Here is a 14,994-nt window from a genome sequence, read left to right as displayed (position 1 = left end):
TTTACATGACCTCGCTCTTCGCCGCCGTAGAACTGGCTCCCCGCGACCCTATCCTCGGGCTGACGGAACAATTCAATGCTGACACCCGTAGCAACAAGGTGAATCTCGGCGTTGGCGTGTACTACAACGATGAAGGGAAGATTCCCCTTCTGGGCGCGGTCCGCAAGGCCGAACTGGCGCGGATCGAGGCGGCTGCGGCGCGCGGGTACCTGCCGATCGAAGGCATCGTTGCCTACAACCAGCTCGTGCAGAAGTTGTTGCTGGGCACGGACTCCCCGCTGATCGCCGAGGGCCGTGCGCTGACCGCACAAAGCCTGGGCGGCACCGGCGCGCTCAAGGTCGGCGCCGATTTCCTGAAGCGCCTGCTGCCAGGCGCCAAGGTCGCCATCAGCAACCCGAGCTGGGAAAACCACCGCGCGCTGTTCGAGGGCGCCGGCTTTGAAGTCGTCAACTACCCTTATTACGATGCCGCCACCCACGGGGTGGATTTCGATGGCATGCTCGCGGCGCTGCGCAGCTACCCGGCCAATACCGTGGTCGTTCTGCATGCGTGCTGCCACAACCCGACAGGCGTCGACCTGACGGTGGACCAGTGGCAGCAGGTCGTGGCGGTAGTGAAGGAAGGCGGGCTCGTGCCCTTCCTGGACATCGCTTACCAAGGCTTCGGTGACGGCATCGATGCCGACGCCGCGGCCGTTCGTCTGTTCGCCGATGCGAATCTGACCTTCCTGATCAGTTCGTCGTTTTCCAAGTCGTTCTCGCTGTACGGCGAACGCGTCGGCGCGTTGACGCTGGTCGCCGCGGATCGCGAAGAAAGCGCCCGTGTGCTGAGCCAGCTCAAACGCGTGATCCGCACCAACTATTCCAACCCACCCACGCACGGCGGCACGGTCGTCGCCCAGGTGCTTGGTACACCGGAGCTGCGCGCCGAATGGGAAACCGAACTGGCAGGCATGCGCGATCGTATCCGCGACATGCGCAAGGCTCTGGTGCAAAAGCTGAAAGACCGTGGTGTCGAACGCAATTTCGATTTTGTGCTGAAGCAGCGCGGCATGTTTTCGTATTCGGGTTTGACTCCTGACCAGGTGGATCGCCTGCGCGAAGAACATGCGGTCTACGCAATTGGCACGGGCCGTATTTGTGTTGCCGCGCTGAATTCGCGCAATATCGACGCCGTAGCCGACGGCATCGCCGCGGTTCTTAAGTAATTCGGTTTGAAATTCGCGCTCGCTTGCAAAACTGCTTTTTATTGATATAGAATAGCGGGCTCGCTTCAAGCAAATCGTTTCAGCAGTTTGGCCCGATCAGTTTGAAGCAGCTGCAAGTGAAAACCATGCAGTATTGCAAGACAATTCCCTGATAGCTCAGTCGGTAGAGCGACGGACTGTTAATCCGCAGGTCCCTGGTTCGAGTCCAGGTCGGGGAGCCAGAATAAAGAAACCGGGCGTCATCCTACGATGGCGCCCGGTTTTTTGTTTTTGGGTGTTGTCCGCCGCGATGGCTGCCTCGAAGGACCTGCCCGCGAACGCTCCGGCGTACACCCCGGCTCTGACTTTTCGCAGGTATCTAGCCTCTGTACCTTAGGCTTTCCATCGGTAATACATCCACACACCCATGGCCGACCGCTTGCCCTACTGTTTGGCTGAAGCGCGGGTCGATCGACGCCGTCATCGTGACGCCCGACCTTTCCCGAACATTCCACCTAAAACGCAGAGGCAAGCCATGGGTATTCTGAGCAACATCTTCAGCAAGATTTTTCCGTCGTCACATGCGGCCGACAAGCCAGCCGAAGGCGCCGCGCCTGCTGGCGCGCCGCCAGTAGGGTCGGCACCGGTTGGCTCGCCCGCACCGGGCACGGCCGCAGCCCCGGCCGCCATGTCGCAAGTGGATGTGGAAGCCATTCTGGATGGCAAGGCACAACAAGCAGGTGAAAAGCTGAACTGGCGCACGTCGATCGTCGACCTGCTGAAGTTGCTGCAGCTGGACAGCAGCCTGCAGTCGCGCAAGGAATTGGCGCAGGAACTGAATTATTCTGGCGACACCTCGGACTCCGCAGCCATGAATATCTGGCTGCACAAACAAGTGATGAACAAGCTGGCCGCCAACGGCGGCAAAGTGCCTGCGGACCTGAAGGACTAAACCCCGGGATACACTGCAGGCAGTACACGAAACAGGAGCTCCATCGAGCTCCTGTTTTCATTCGTGGCGGCCCGATTCGCCTTGAGCCATGCGGGTCCGCGGGTCAGCCCCAAGGCAGGCGCCCGGCCACTCCGGTTATCATCCTTGCCTGCGACCGCCCAGGCGGCACTTTTCCACTACCAGACTTTTTCATGCCCCATCTCAAACAAAGCGCCTACTCCACCGAAGAACTGTTGAGCTGCAGCCGCGGCGAATTGTTCGGACCAGGCAATGCGCAACTGCCCGCCGGCAACATGCTGATGATCGACCGTATCGTCCATATCTCGGACCAGGGCGGCAAGCATGGCAAGGGCGAGATCATCGCCGAACTCGATATCACGCCGGACCTTTGGTTCTTTGCCTGCCACTTCGAAGGCGACCCCGTCATGCCGGGCTGCCTGGGTCTGGATGCGATGTGGCAACTGCTGGGCTTCTACCTGGGCTGGCAGGGCAATCCCGGGCGCGGCCGCGCGCTGGGTTCAGGCGAAGTGAAGTTCGTGGGCCAGGTGCTGCCGACCGCCAAGAAGGTCACGTACCGCATCGACATCAAGCGCACGATCAACCGGTCGCTGGTTTTGGGCATTGCGGACGGTTCCATGAGCGTGGATGGCCGCGAAATCTATACCGCCGAAGGCCTGCGCGTCGGCCTGTTCACGTCGACCGAAAGCTTTTAGAACCGTAACGGTCCGCAAGAGCCGACTGAGTTTCCCGCCGCATGACACGCCCGTCCGTCCGCCGCGTCGCCTGGCTGGCATTGCTGGCCGCGGTCATGCACCTGCTGCTGCCTGCCGGGCATGCCATCGCGGCGGGCGGCGTGGCGCGCGGCGTTCTGGCGGGCGCGGCGACCCTTCCTGCCGCGTTCTGCCTGTCGCCGCGATCGCCCTCGAAAAGCCTGTTGCAGACCGCGACAGCGCCTGGCGGCAATCCCACACCATCGCATGACATGACTGCGGCCTTGTGTCCGCTCTGCATCGCCGGCGCCATGGCCGCCGTATTGCCTGCGGCGCCTGAGCTGACGGCATGGTCGGGCACCCTCTCCCACGTCCTTGCGCGACGCGCTGTGGACGTACCAGCGCCCGGCGGCGTCCTGCTGTCCTTCCTGTCCAGAGGCCCGCCCGCTCAAGGGTGACGACTCTTCCGAGTCCCTTCCTTTCGTGCTGCCCGGCAGGCCCTGGCGCCGGCCCTCTTACGACATTCAGGATCATCATGACGCTGCGTACCCTTACCCTGACCGCCCTGCTTCTGGGCGCCCTGAGCACTTCGGCTTTCGCCCACGGCTACAAGGCTGGCGAGATCGACATCGGCCACCCGTGGGCTCGCGCCACCGTGCCAGGCCAACCGGCTGGCGGCGGCTTTCTCAAGCTGGACAACCATGGCAAGGACGACAGGCTGCTGGCCGTGCGGTCCGACGTCTCGGCAACGGCCGAAATCCACACCATGGAAATGAAAGACAACATCATGCGCATGCGCCAGGTCGAGGGTGTGGCGGTGCCGGCCGGCAAGACGGTCGAATTCGCGCCGGGCGGCTATCACATCATGTTCATGCAATTGAAGGCCCCACTGAAACAAGGCACCACCTTTCCGGCTACGCTGGTCTTCGAAAAGGCGGGGGAAGTAAAGGTGGATTTCAAGGTGGAAGCCATCAACTTCGGGGCCCAGGGCAAAGCCGCCGCCGGGGGTCATCAGCACCACTGAACCGCAGGTATTTTGTAACGCGCGAACCCGGCGAAACCCAGCAACCATGCGGGTTTCGCCGTTTTTACGCGCGAGTGTTGGAAAGGTGCAAGGTTTTCGTCAGTCCTCTGTGCAACAATCGCGGCGACAGTCAGATTCCCTGTTCTTCGAGAGTTACGTTGATACGCCTGCACCTTGCCCGTTTTGCCCTGCTCGGCAGTGTCGCTTTCGCGCTGAACGCGTTTGCCGCCGCACCCTCCGCCGCACCTGCCCCCGTCCCCGCTCCCGCCGCAACCACGGCGGCCAAGGCGGCGCCGACCGCCCCCATCATCGTCCTGAATTCGCTTGATGCGAACCTGAGCCTGATCGACCCGGTCACCTACCAGGAAACGGGCCGCATACCGACCGGCAAGGAGCCGCATCATCTGTATCTGACGCCCGACGAGAAGTCGGTGATCGTTGCCAATGCGTCGAGCGACTCGCTGACGCTGGTCGACCCGCGCACGGGCAAGTTCCAACGCACCATCACCGGCATCGTCGATCCGTATCACCTGCGCTTTTCGCCGGACATGAAGTGGTTCATTACCGCCGCGAACCGCCTGGACCATATCGACATCTACCGCTGGCAGCCGCTGCCGGCGGGCGGTTTCGACCTGAAGCTGGCCAAGCGCGTGCCGGCCGGCAAGACGCCCAGCCACATCAATACCGATAGCAAGAGCACGACGGCATACGTGTCGCTGCAGGACAGCGACCAGATGATCGCGATCGACCTGGCCACGCAGACGCCCAAGTGGACGATTCCGGTTGGCAAGATGCCGGCCGACCTGTTCGTGTCGCCGGATGACAAGTTCCTGTTCCTGGCACTGACCGGCGACAGCTTTGTCGAGGTCTACGACCTGACCGTGTCGCCGGCCAAACTCGTCAAGAAGATCAAGACGGCCGCCGGCGCGCATGCGTTCCGGGCGCAGGGCGACAAACGCCACGTGTTCGTCAGCAACCGGGTGGCCAACAGCATCAGCCGCATCGACATGCAGACGCAGGCGGTGGTGGACACCTTCCCGGCCCCGGGCGGCCCGGACTGCATGGACGTGATCGACGGCGGCAAGACGCTGCTGGTGACGTCGCGCTGGGCCAAGAAACTGACCGTGATCGACCTGGACAGCAAAAAAGTGGTGCGCCAGGTCAACGTGGGCCGATCGCCGCATGGCGTCTGGACGCTGGATCATGTTCCGCTACGGTAGACGCGTCAGCCTGGGGCTGGCCGTGGCGGGCTTCGCTGCCAGCACGGCATTCGCGGCCGACTGCAGCAAGCCGGTCTACCTGACCTTCGACACGGGGCACATGGGCGTCGCGCCGCTGATTGCCGACGTGCTCAAACGCAATGACGTCAAGGTGACCTTCTTCCTGGCGAACGAACGGACGCAGACCGAAGGCGGAAGCCTGGACGACCAGTGGGCGCCCTGGTGGAAAGCGCGCGCGGCCGAAGGCCATCTGTTCGGCTCGCACACGTATGACCATGTGTACTGGCTGGCGGATCAGGCCGGCGGCACGTTTCGCATGAAACCAAGCGCCGGTCCCAACGCCGGGCAGATCCGCCAATGGACGTCGGCGGAATATTGCGCCGAGCTGAACAAGGTGGCGACGCGTTTCAAGGCGATGACCGGCCAGACACTCAGTCCGCTGTTCCGCGCGCCGGGTGGCAAGCAGTCGCCCGCCCTGCTGGCGGCGGCGAAAAGCTGCGGCTACAGCCACGTCGGCTGGGCCGAGGCGGGTTTTCTGGGTGACGAGCTGCCCAGCAAGGCCTATCCGAACAAAGCCCTGCTGGATCGCGCGCTGCAGCGCATCCGGCCGGGCGATATCCTGTTGGCGCACCTTGGCATCTGGTCGCGTCAGGATCCTTGGGCGCCCGCGGTGCTCGAGCCCCTGATCGTCGGTCTGAAGGACAAGGGCTTCTGTTTTGCCACGCTGAAAACGCACCCGGCCTATCGGGAGTGGCTCAAGACAAACGGTTGACGATGGACACGATCACTGACCTTTTTGCCGCCGCCCAGCAATGGCTGTTCGAAGCGGCCATCCAGCCCCTGTTGTTTGCGATGGGCATGGGCAATCTTGTCGAAGACGCCTTTGACGCCACCATGTGGCTGCTGGTGGGCGTGATCCAGATCGTCGTGCTGGTCGCGGTGATCGCGCCGATGCAGCGCTGGAAGCCCGTGGAACAGGTGACCGACCACCGCGGCATCCGCCTCGACATGATCTACACGGTGATTCATCGGCTGGGCATTTTCCGCGTCGCCCTGTTCTTTGCGATCGACCCACTATGGAATTCGATGTTCGGCAGCCTGCACGTGATGGGGCTGTCGTCCTTCCAGCTGGACCAGCTGTGGCCTGGCGTGACTGACGGTCCGATTGCCAGCCTGCTGCTGTACCTGTTGCTGTTCGACTTGCTGGGCTACCTGTTCCACCGCGCGGTGCACAGTTACCGGTGGCTGTGGGCGCTGCATTCCGTGCACCACAGCCAGCGCCAGATGACCATGTGGAGCGATGACCGCAACCATTTGCTGGAAGACCTGCTGCACGACACGATGCTGGTGATCGCATCCCAGCTGATTGGCGTGGCGCCTGGCCAGTTCGTCGCGATCGTTGCGATCAGCAACCTGATCGAAAGTTTTTCGCATGCCAATGTGCGCATCAGCTTTGGCCGGATCGGTGAAAAGCTGATCGTCGGTCCGCGCTTTCACCGCCTGCATCACGCGATCGGGTTGGGCCATGAATCGCGCGGCCGCCGCCTGGGTGGCCATAACTTCGCGGTGCTGTTCCCGATCTGGGACATTCTGTTTGGCACGGCGCACTTTGGCGGCAAGTACGAAGCCACCGGCATTCGCGACCAACTGCCCGAAGAAGGCGGCCGAGACTATGGCCAGGGTTTCTTCGCCCAGCAGTGGTTGGGGCTGAAACGCATGGTGGGAAGGGGCTAGGCCGTAGCCATCAGCGTCTTGATATCCGATGCGCATTCCTGCGCACTCTGGTCATGGCGCAGCGCCAGGCGGAGCTTGCCTTTCTGATCGAACACGTAAGTCAACGACGTGTGGTCCATGGTGTAAGACGTGCCCGTGGGCACCTTCTGGTAAAACACCTTGAACGCGTCCGCCGTGGCTTTGGTTTCCGTCAGGTCGCCCCGCAGGCCCACGAAAGTCGGATCGAAGGCTTCGGTGTAGGCCTTCAGTACTTCCGGCGTATCGCGTTCGGGATCGATGGTGATGAAGATCACCTGCACTTTGTCGGCGTCGGCGCCCATGATCCCGCGCATTTCGACCGCCCGCGCCAGTGCGGTGGGACACACATCCGGGCACTGCGTGAAGCCAAAAAAGACCATGACGGCTTTGCCGGGAAAGTCGGCCAGCGTCCGTTCCTTGCCCGCGGGATCCTGCAACTTGAAGTCGGTGGCGAAGGTGGCCTGCGACAGGTCGATGCCGTGGTATTCGGCCTTCCTGGAGCAGGCAGCCAAAGCGGCCAGGGAGGGAAGCAGCGTCGCGGCCAGGGCGGTGCGCAGAACACGGCGGCGGGTCGACAGCTTGTCGTGGATGGACACTTCGCCAGCTTCCGAAGCAGGCGCAAGGGGCGAGACCGGCATACTGGCCGGCCCATGAACGACGGGGAAAGGCATGACGTTCCTATGTCGATAAGGTACGCGCACAGAACATGGAGCGGGCGCGCGGGACGAATGGAGTGCGTCATAGTAGCAGCCGGGTGCATGCCGCCTTTTGACGAGAACGCCTGCGCGCCCCAGGCTGGACAGAACCACGCACCGGTTTGGAACGCGTCGCCTCTTGGCAGACCCAGTGCCTTCCGGCGGCGCACCGTTGCCGTGCGCCCCGCCGCCGTATCCCGCCAGCCATCGCCCCGCGACCCGTCCTGCAGGCCTGGCACACCGTTTGCAAGAAACGGGGACGTCGCCGTGACGTGTTCCGACCGAGGATGCACCGTGCCCCACCGCAGAACCTTCATTGCCGCACTCATAGTCACCGCGAGCGCTTCCGTGGCCTGGGCCACGCCCGCCGCCGCCGCCGACCAGGTCATCCGGGTCGGCACACTCAAGTTGATCCACGCGATCACCCCGTATTTCTACGAAAAGTTCACGCCTTCCGGCTACAAGATCGAGGTGGTCCCTTTCGAGACGCCCACGGATGGCAAGAATGCCGTGGTGACGCGATCGGTGGACTTCGGTGCGTTCGGCCTGGCTGCCGCCACGCTGGGTGGCGCGGCGGGCGAGCCCGTGGTGATCATTGGCGCCCAATGCAATCGCGGGATGGCGATCGTCGGCCGGGCCGACGCGCCCGCCAATTCGGTCAAGACGCTGAAGGGCAAGAAGATCGGCATACTGCCGGGCTCGACGCAGGAAGTGGTGTTCCTGGACCGGCTGAAGCAGGAGGGCATGACGATCAAGGACGTGCAGTCCGTGCGCCTGTCGTTCAGCGAAATGCCGACCGCCATGGAACGTGGCGACATCGATGCGTACGTGGGCGCCGAACCCGGTCCTTCGATCAGCGTGGGCCGCGGCGTCGGCAAGGTCATCGAGTTTCCGTACAACACACCGACCGGGTCCGTGAACATGGTCATGACGACGCATGCGGATACCGTCAAGGCCAAGCCGGAACTGATCAAGGTGTTTCTGGAGATCCACCGCAAGGCCACCGAGTACGCGATGTCCAATCGCGCTGCGTTCATTGAGATGTCGTCTGCCAAGCTGGGCATCCCGGCCAAGGTCGTGGAAGTGGCGGCGCCCAACGTGGAGCTGACCTGGAAGATCGACGACGACTGGACGACGCGCGCCAAGTATTACGGCGCCCAGATGCTCGACAAAAAGCAGATTCGCCAGCTTCCGAACTACGCGACGTTCATCGATACCACCTTTATCCAGCAGGTCGCGGCGGCGAAATAATGGCGAGCCTTCCGACTCCGCCGAGCGGCGCCGTGCCCCTGCCCGACAGCAACCAGGCCGCCGAGACCGGTGCACAGCGCACGGCGGCCGGCACGCTGCGGCGCGTCGTGACGCCGTGGCTGTTGCCGCTGGGCCTGCTGATTGCCTGGGATCTGGCAGTCCGTCTGACGCGCACACAGTTGATTCCCCTGCCCTATGACGTGGCGCGCATGCTGGTGGACTTCACGGTCGGCGGGGTCTACGACGATGCGTTCAGCGAAACCTTGCCGCTGCATGTGTGGAAGTCGGTCACGCGGGTATATGGCGGCTTCTTTGCGGCGGCGATCGTCGGCATTCCGCTCGGCCTGCTGATCGGCCGCATCAAGCTTGTGCGGGACGTGGTCGACCCGACCCTGCAGCTGCTGCGGCCGGTGCCGGTCACGGCCTGGCTGCCCTTGTCGATGATCTTCTTTGGTCTTGGCCCGAATGCCGCGATCTTTCTGGTGTTCCTGGGCGCGTTCTATCCGATCGTCTTCAACACGACCTTTGGGGTACGCGCCGTGGACCACCGCCTGTTCGAGGCGTCGGCCATGCTGGGCTGCAGTGGCCCGGCCATGTTCCGCCAGGTGGTGCTGCCCGCGGCCCTCCCGGCAATTCTGAACGGCCTGCGGCTGGGTCATGGCTTTGCGTGGATCCTGATCGTGGTCGGTGAAATGACTGGTGTGCCCGAAGGCCTGGGCGCGGTGATCATGGACGGCCGCATGCTGTCGCGAACCGACCTGGTGATTGCCGGCATGATCGTGATCGGCCTGGCAGGCTTCCTGACCGATCGCGTGCTGGTGATGGTGAACAACCGCCTGCTCAAATGGAGTCCGCAACATCATGTCTGACAGCGACCTCCGCAGAAAGCCCCTGCCCATTTTGTCCATCGAAGGCGTGAGCAAACGCTTTTCGGTGGGGGGCAAGACCGTGCAGGCCCTGTCCTCGGTGGATCTGCGCATCGACAAGGGCGAATTCGTGTGTCTGATCGGCGCCTCGGGTTGCGGCAAGTCCACCCTGCTGCGCATCATGGCTGGCTTCGAGACGGCGTCGTCGGGCAAGGTCAGCATGTATGGCGCGCCGATCACCGGCCCCGGACCGGAACGGGGCATGGTCTTCCAGGACTATGGCCTTTTCCCGTGGCTGACGGTCAAGGAGAACATCGGCTTTGGCCCGAAGCAGCGGCATCTGCCCAAGGCCAAACTGGACGAGATCGCCGCCCACTATGTCGACATGGTGGGCCTGTCGGCCTTTGCGGACTACTACCCGGGCCAGTTGTCCGGTGGGATGAAGCAGCGGGTGGCGATCGCCCGGGTGCTGGCCAATGATTGCGAAGTGCTGTTGATGGACGAGCCGTTCGGGGCATTGGATGCACTGACGCGCGAAAAGCTGCAGCAGGACCTGCTGGAGATCTGGGCGCGTACGAAGGTGACCGTCGTGTTCGTGACGCATGCGGTGGAAGAAGCGGTGCTGATGTCGGACCGGGTGGTGGTGATGACCGCGGGCCCGGGCCGCATCGAAGAAGACATTCCGTTGCTGCTGCCCCGCCCGCGTGAGGTGTCCGAGCCGGGCTTCAACACGGTCAGACGAAATATTACGCAGCGCCTGAGCAGCCACGTGGCGTCGAAGGCGCCGGTCTTGGCGGAAGCGAATGTGGCTCGGCCAGCTGGGGTGACGCCATGAGTGCGATCTACCGCGGGATGACGCGGGCGGAACTGGACGCGGCTTATGACAATAGCAAGGGCGTGGCGAACAGCAGTGTGCTGATGGCGGACCTGGACCGGCGCAGTGCGGAGCTGCGGGCGGCGTATCCGGATTACCTGAACCTGGCATACGGCCCGGCGCCGCGCAACCGGATTGATTATTTCGCATCGGGCCGGCCGGGTCCGCTGCTGGTTTTCATTCATGGCGGCTATTGGCAGATGCGGCACAAGGATACCTTCAGCGCCCTGGCGGCCGGGCCGCTGGCGCATGGCATGCATGTGGCGATGGTGGGCTATACGCTGGCGCCGGACGCAACGCTCGCGCAGATCGTCGATGAGTGCCGGCAGGCGGTGGCGTGGCTTGGGGATCATGCACCGACGTTTGGCGGTGATGCGGAACATATGATCGTGTCCGGATGGTCGGCGGGGGGACATCTGGCGGCGATGTGTCTGGACTCGCCGGGTGTGCATAGTGGACTGGCGATCAGCGGCATTTACGACCTGGAGCCGGTGCGGCTGAATTATCTGAATGACAAGTTGGGGTTGACGCCGGCGGATGAGCGGGCATTGAGTCCGCTGCATTTGCCGTTGAGTGCGAAGCCGCTGGTGTTGGCGTATGGGGGGGCGGAGTTGCCGGAGTTGCAGCGGCAGTCGGAGGCGTTCGAGGCGGCGCGGGCGCATTTGCCTGGGCATATTGCGTGTCTGCCGGGGTTGAATCATTTTACGATTCTTGATGAGTTGGTGAGTCCTACGGGGGCGTTGACGCGCAAGGTTCGGAAGTTGGCGGCGTTGATTTAGGTTTCGGGTGATTTGGGGGGCGCGGGGCGTTATGGTTTTCTTGCGTGGCTGGTGTCGGTAGCGGGGCGTTGATTTCTTTCTTGCGCGGCCGTCGTGGGTAGCGGGGCCGGGGGTCAGAGCTGGCGCAATTCCCCCCGGCCCCGCTACCCACGCCGGCCTGGAGTTGAGTGGTTTCGTTGCGTTGGGGGTTGTCTTGGTGCGGGCGTTCTTGGTTGTTGCATTGCTTGGGTGTTGATGCGGCTTGCGGGGGCTTGCTGGTGGTCGGTTGTGACGCGCAGTATTTCTTGCGCGGCCGGCGCGGGTAGCGGGGCCGGGGGTCAGAGCTGGCGCAATTCCCCCGGCCCCGCTACCCGCGCCGGCCTGGAGTTGAGTGGTTTCGTTGCGTTGGGGGTTGTCTTGGTGCGGGCGTTCTTGTTGTTATGGGTGCGGCTTTGGCCCTTCACGAAAGAGGGCTCGCGCAGGGACGGTGCGGGGAGTCGCATTGCAAGGCCTTGCTAAGCCCAGGCCCGGCGTAGGCCGGGACCCAGCGAGCTCGGCCTTGCAATGCGACTCCCCGCGGCGTCCGGGCTCCAAACCAGCAAATCTTCCGCACCGCCTTAGCAAATCTCCCGCCCGCCCCAGTACCCGTTCCGCACCACTCCCCCCTCTTCCAGCACGTCCCCCATCATCCCGTAAAATCCCCCTTCTCAAGGTCACCCTCCCCCCTTTTCCCCCATGCACCCAGCCCCACCCACCCTCACCTGGCAGGAATCCGACCAAGCGCATACGGCGCGGTGGCGGTCGGAGGCGGGTAATGGGCCGCCCAGGCGGGTCGTGATTGCGGACGACACGACGCCGGCGGATACGGCGTATCGGTTGGCGTGCGAGGGTACGGCGTTATTGTGGCGTGGCGACTTCCAGAACGCGCGGCAGTTGCTACAGGCGATGGGCCGGCGGATCGATCGCAAGCCGCGCAAGAAGGTCGCGGGGTCGCCCGCGGACGCGTTCCATGCGCATCGTCAGGCACAGGGGCAGCGGGCGCGTACCTTGGGCATGCTGCTGTTGCCCATGGATGGCGATTACGGCATTCCGTTGCGGCGCGCGCCGGACGTGCGGCTGGCATGCACCGAGGCGTATGGCGAGCCGGACGGTCAGCCGTCCGTGGTGTCGATGCGCGAAGTGCTGGGCCTGGTGGGGGCGCACGAGTGGCGCAAGAAAGGGGTGCCGATTGCGGCGCTGGGCGATCGGATCCATCCCTGGTACGGCGTGTTTGCGCCCGTGCGGGGGAATACATCCAGTTGGTCGATCGGGCTCCGCTGCCGTCCACAACCCTTGCCTTCGATATCGGCACCGGCACGGGCGTGCTGGCGGCGGTGTTGGCGCGGCGCGGCGTCGAACGAGTGGTGGCCACCGACCAGGATGCGCGGGCGCTGGCGTGCGCAACCGATAACCTGACGCGGCTGGGGCTGGCGGCGCGGGTGGAGGTGGTGGAGGCGGACTTGTTTCCGGCCGGGCGCGCGCCCTTGATTGTCTGCAACCCGCCATGGGTGCCCGCGCGGCCCAGTTCGCCGATCGAATATGCCGTGTACGACCCCGAGAGCCGGATGTTGCGCGGCTTTCTGGCCGGACTCGCGGCGCATCTGACGGATAACGGGGAAGGCTGGCTGATCCTGTCCGACCTGGCAGAACATCTTGGCCTTCGGTCGCGGGTGGAACTGGACGGGTGGATTGCCGATGCCGGCTTGGCGGTGCTGGGTCGCATCGATACCCGGCCGCAGCATGGCAAGGCAAGCGATCCGGATGATCCGCTGCATGCCGCGCGATCGGTGGAAGTCACGTCCTTATGGCGGCTGGGTGTGGCGGGAGATGCCACGCGGCTCGGCGCCGCGGCAAACGCCGCGCGGGTGGGTTGCACGGGAGACGCCGCGCGGCTCGGTGCTACGGCAGACGCGGCACGGTTGACCGGTTGAGGCCTGCTGCATGCGCCGTGCGTCTCGAATCGCATGTTCTGCGCCCTGCGGCGTGACGTGTCATGCTTGAACCGTGACGCCGTGCCTGAACCGTGACGCGCCAAGCCTGAACCGTGACGCGTCACGCCTGAACCTTTGCCTGCGAGCCCGTTGCCGGGTCTGCCCATGAAATATCTCGCCTCGTATTCGCCCCAATTGCTGGACCAGGTGCGTCAGCTGATCGAGCAGAATCGGCTGGGCGATTACCTGCAGAAAAAGTATCCGGAACGGCACGCCATTCAGACCGACAAGGCGCTGTATGAATACGTGCTGGACCTGAAGCAGACCTACCTGCGCAGTGCGCCGCCGGTCCACAAGGTGGCTTATGACAGCAAGCTGGATGTCGTCCACCGCGCGCTGGGATTGCACACCGCGATCTCGCGTGTGCAGGGCGGCAAGCTCAAGGCCAAGAAGGAAATCCGGGTGGCGTCCGTGTTCAAGGAAGGGCCGCCCGAATTCCTGCGGATGATCGCCGTGCACGAACTGGCGCATCTGAAAGAACACGATCACAACAAGGCCTTCTATCGGCTGTGCGACAGCATGCAGCCAGGCTACGCGCAGCTGGAGTTCGACCTGCGGCTGTATCTGACGCATCGCGATCTGGTGGGGAAAACGCGCGCGGAATGAGGCGCCGAGTTGGCCGCGGAACGACCGGGGCGAATGGCAAGGCGATGGACATGCGAGTGGGGATGCGCATGCCAATGCAGGGTCTTGATCGGGTCCACCACGTGCGTCCGCCTGATCCGCTCCGTTTAGTCCACGCGCTTGATTTGCTCCGCCAGCTGCACCCGACCTCGCGTCACATCACTCACCATCGCCGCCCAGGCCAATGCGCGTTCGCGCGGCAGGCGTACCCGCCACACGGCGCCGTCGCCGGTAAAGTCTTCCGACTCGAGGTTGGCCGCATGATCGCGCAGCCGCGCGCGCAGCACGGGCATCTCGGCAAAGGTGCAGGCCATCGTCACCACGATTGCTTCAACGATCGGCACCCGGTTAGCCAGGCGCAGGCAGGTCGCCGCGCAGCCGCCATACGCCCGCATCAGCCCGCCTGCGCCGAGCAGGATGCCGCCGAACCAGCGCGTGACGACGACGGCAACGCGATCGCATTCCTGGCCGTCAATGGCGGCCAGAATGGGCCGGCCTGCGGTGCCACCGGGCTCGCCAGCGTCGTGGAACCGATAGACCGATCCAATGCGCCAGGCCCAGCAGTTGTGGCTGGCCGTGGCATCAGCGTGCGTGGCGATGAAGGCCATGGCGGCGTCGGGTGTGGTCACCGGCGCGGCCAAGGCAAGGAAGCGGCTCTTGCGGATTTCTTCGCGATGGGTGGCGATGTCGGCCAGGGTGTAGACGGGCATGCAGCGCCTGCTAAAAATGCATGCCGTCATTTTGACACAGCCGAAATTTCTGCTATAGTTGCGGTCTCAATTCCCTGATAGCTCAGTCGGTAGAGCGACGGACTGTTAATCCGCAGGTCCCTGGTTCGAGTCCAGGTCGGGGAGCCAGAATGACAGGCAGCAGGCGGTAGGTGTTCAGCAAAAACTTTGCCAAGATCTATCGCTGCAGCCGATGAAAAAAGCACTTGTGTCCTAGCGGGCCAGGTGCTTTTTTATTGGCACTGCGGGTTGGGCCTGAGTCGCAGGCTGCCTGGATCGAAACGACGCTGAACACTGCATTCATTGATCCATGCTGCCGGACA

15 protein-coding genes, 2 tRNA genes and 1 pseudogene are annotated in these 14,994 nt (G+C 63.7%); 16 read left to right on the top strand and 2 right to left on the bottom strand.

Features of this window, described 5'->3' with window-relative positions; translation table 11 throughout:
• Positions 1–5: 5 nt before the first annotated feature.
• The 9 genes from ACNANG_RS24095 to ACNANG_RS24055 all read left to right on the top strand — a co-directional run bounded on the left by ACNANG_RS24095 (position 6) and on the right by ACNANG_RS24055 (position 6,827).
• Positions 6–1,208: an amino acid aminotransferase gene (locus ACNANG_RS24095; protein ID WP_420225145.1), complete on the top strand. Its 1,203-nt coding sequence runs from the start codon at positions 6–8 to the stop codon at positions 1,206–1,208.
• 145 nt (positions 1,209–1,353) lie between these two features.
• Positions 1,354–1,429: transfer RNA gene (locus tag ACNANG_RS24090), tRNA-Asn, on the top strand.
• Between the two features lie 293 nt (positions 1,430–1,722).
• Positions 1,723–2,139, top strand: a complete 417-nt coding sequence (locus ACNANG_RS24085) for a DUF3597 domain-containing protein (RefSeq protein ID WP_420225144.1) — start codon at positions 1,723–1,725, stop codon at positions 2,137–2,139.
• Between the two features lie 191 nt (positions 2,140–2,330).
• Positions 2,331–2,852, top strand: coding sequence for a 3-hydroxyacyl-[acyl-carrier-protein] dehydratase FabA (fabA, locus tag ACNANG_RS24080; RefSeq protein ID WP_420225143.1), 522 nt, complete (start codon positions 2,331–2,333; stop codon positions 2,850–2,852).
• Between the two features lie 41 nt (positions 2,853–2,893).
• Positions 2,894–3,307 (top strand): DUF2946 family protein, encoded by a 414-nt coding sequence (locus ACNANG_RS24075; protein WP_420225142.1) that lies wholly within the window; start codon positions 2,894–2,896, stop codon positions 3,305–3,307.
• A gap of 77 nt (positions 3,308–3,384) precedes the next feature.
• Positions 3,385–3,873, top strand: coding sequence for a copper chaperone PCu(A)C (locus ACNANG_RS24070; RefSeq protein ID WP_420225141.1), 489 nt, complete (start codon positions 3,385–3,387; stop codon positions 3,871–3,873).
• A 167-nt stretch (positions 3,874–4,040) separates the two neighbouring features.
• Positions 4,041–5,093, top strand: coding sequence for a YncE family protein (locus ACNANG_RS24065; protein ID WP_420227646.1), 1,053 nt, complete (start codon positions 4,041–4,043; stop codon positions 5,091–5,093).
• Positions 5,056–5,865 (top strand): polysaccharide deacetylase family protein, encoded by an 810-nt coding sequence (locus tag ACNANG_RS24060; protein ID WP_420225140.1) that lies wholly within the window; start codon positions 5,056–5,058, stop codon positions 5,863–5,865. Before ACNANG_RS24065 ends, ACNANG_RS24060 begins: the two co-directional genes overlap by 38 nt.
• Positions 5,866–5,867: 2 nt before the next feature.
• Positions 5,868–6,827, top strand: coding sequence for a sterol desaturase family protein (locus ACNANG_RS24055; RefSeq protein WP_420225139.1), 960 nt, complete (start codon positions 5,868–5,870; stop codon positions 6,825–6,827).
• Here the strand turns inward: ACNANG_RS24055 and ACNANG_RS24050 are convergent.
• The gene (locus ACNANG_RS24050; RefSeq protein WP_420225138.1) at positions 6,824–7,516 is read right to left on the bottom strand and encodes an SCO family protein; all 693 of its coding nucleotides are present in this window, start codon (positions 7,514–7,516) and stop codon (positions 6,824–6,826) included. The genes ACNANG_RS24055 and ACNANG_RS24050 overlap by 4 nt on opposite strands.
• Before the next feature lie 318 nt (positions 7,517–7,834).
• Here ACNANG_RS24050 and ACNANG_RS24045 point away from each other — a divergent pair, with 318 nt between their 5' ends.
• The 6 genes and pseudogenes from ACNANG_RS24045 (at position 7,835) to ACNANG_RS24020 (ending at position 13,925) form a co-directional block, all read left to right on the top strand.
• A complete protein-coding gene (locus tag ACNANG_RS24045; RefSeq protein WP_420225137.1) occupies positions 7,835–8,791 on the top strand; it encodes an ABC transporter substrate-binding protein in 957 nt (318 codons plus the stop codon).
• Entirely contained in the window at positions 8,791–9,660 is an 870-nt protein-coding gene (locus ACNANG_RS24040; protein WP_420225136.1) for an ABC transporter permease, read from the top strand. Before ACNANG_RS24045 ends, ACNANG_RS24040 begins: the two co-directional genes overlap by 1 nt.
• Positions 9,653–10,492, top strand: a complete 840-nt coding sequence (locus tag ACNANG_RS24035) for an ABC transporter ATP-binding protein (RefSeq protein WP_420225135.1) — start codon at positions 9,653–9,655, stop codon at positions 10,490–10,492. Before ACNANG_RS24040 ends, ACNANG_RS24035 begins: the two co-directional genes overlap by 8 nt.
• A complete protein-coding gene (locus ACNANG_RS24030; RefSeq protein WP_420225134.1) occupies positions 10,489–11,310 on the top strand; it encodes an alpha/beta hydrolase in 822 nt (273 codons plus the stop codon). The genes ACNANG_RS24035 and ACNANG_RS24030 overlap by 4 nt, the downstream gene beginning before the upstream one ends.
• A 714-nt stretch (positions 11,311–12,024) precedes the next feature.
• Positions 12,025–13,148, top strand: a pseudogene (locus ACNANG_RS24025) (methyltransferase); the annotation flags it as partial.
• A 276-nt stretch (positions 13,149–13,424) separates the two neighbouring features.
• Positions 13,425–13,925 (top strand): YgjP-like metallopeptidase domain-containing protein, encoded by a 501-nt coding sequence (locus ACNANG_RS24020; protein WP_420225133.1) that lies wholly within the window; start codon positions 13,425–13,427, stop codon positions 13,923–13,925.
• Between the two features lie 125 nt (positions 13,926–14,050).
• On the opposite strand, the gene ACNANG_RS24015 is transcribed toward ACNANG_RS24020, so the two are convergent.
• Positions 14,051–14,653 carry an IMPACT family protein gene (locus ACNANG_RS24015; RefSeq protein ID WP_420225132.1) on the bottom strand — a complete coding sequence of 201 codons (603 nt, stop codon included), beginning with the start codon at positions 14,651–14,653 and terminating at the stop codon, positions 14,051–14,053.
• 71 nt (positions 14,654–14,724) lie between these two features.
• Here ACNANG_RS24015 and ACNANG_RS24010 point away from each other — a divergent pair.
• Positions 14,725–14,800: transfer RNA gene (locus ACNANG_RS24010), tRNA-Asn, on the top strand.
• The last annotated feature ends 194 nt before the right edge of the window (positions 14,801–14,994 follow it).

Source organism: Pigmentiphaga litoralis (assembly GCF_048632615.1).
Lineage (GTDB): Bacteria > Pseudomonadota > Gammaproteobacteria > Burkholderiales > Burkholderiaceae_B > Pigmentiphaga > Pigmentiphaga litoralis_B.
The sequence above is the reverse complement of the archived record's forward strand: the minus strand, read 5'-3'. Positions and strand labels throughout refer to the sequence as shown.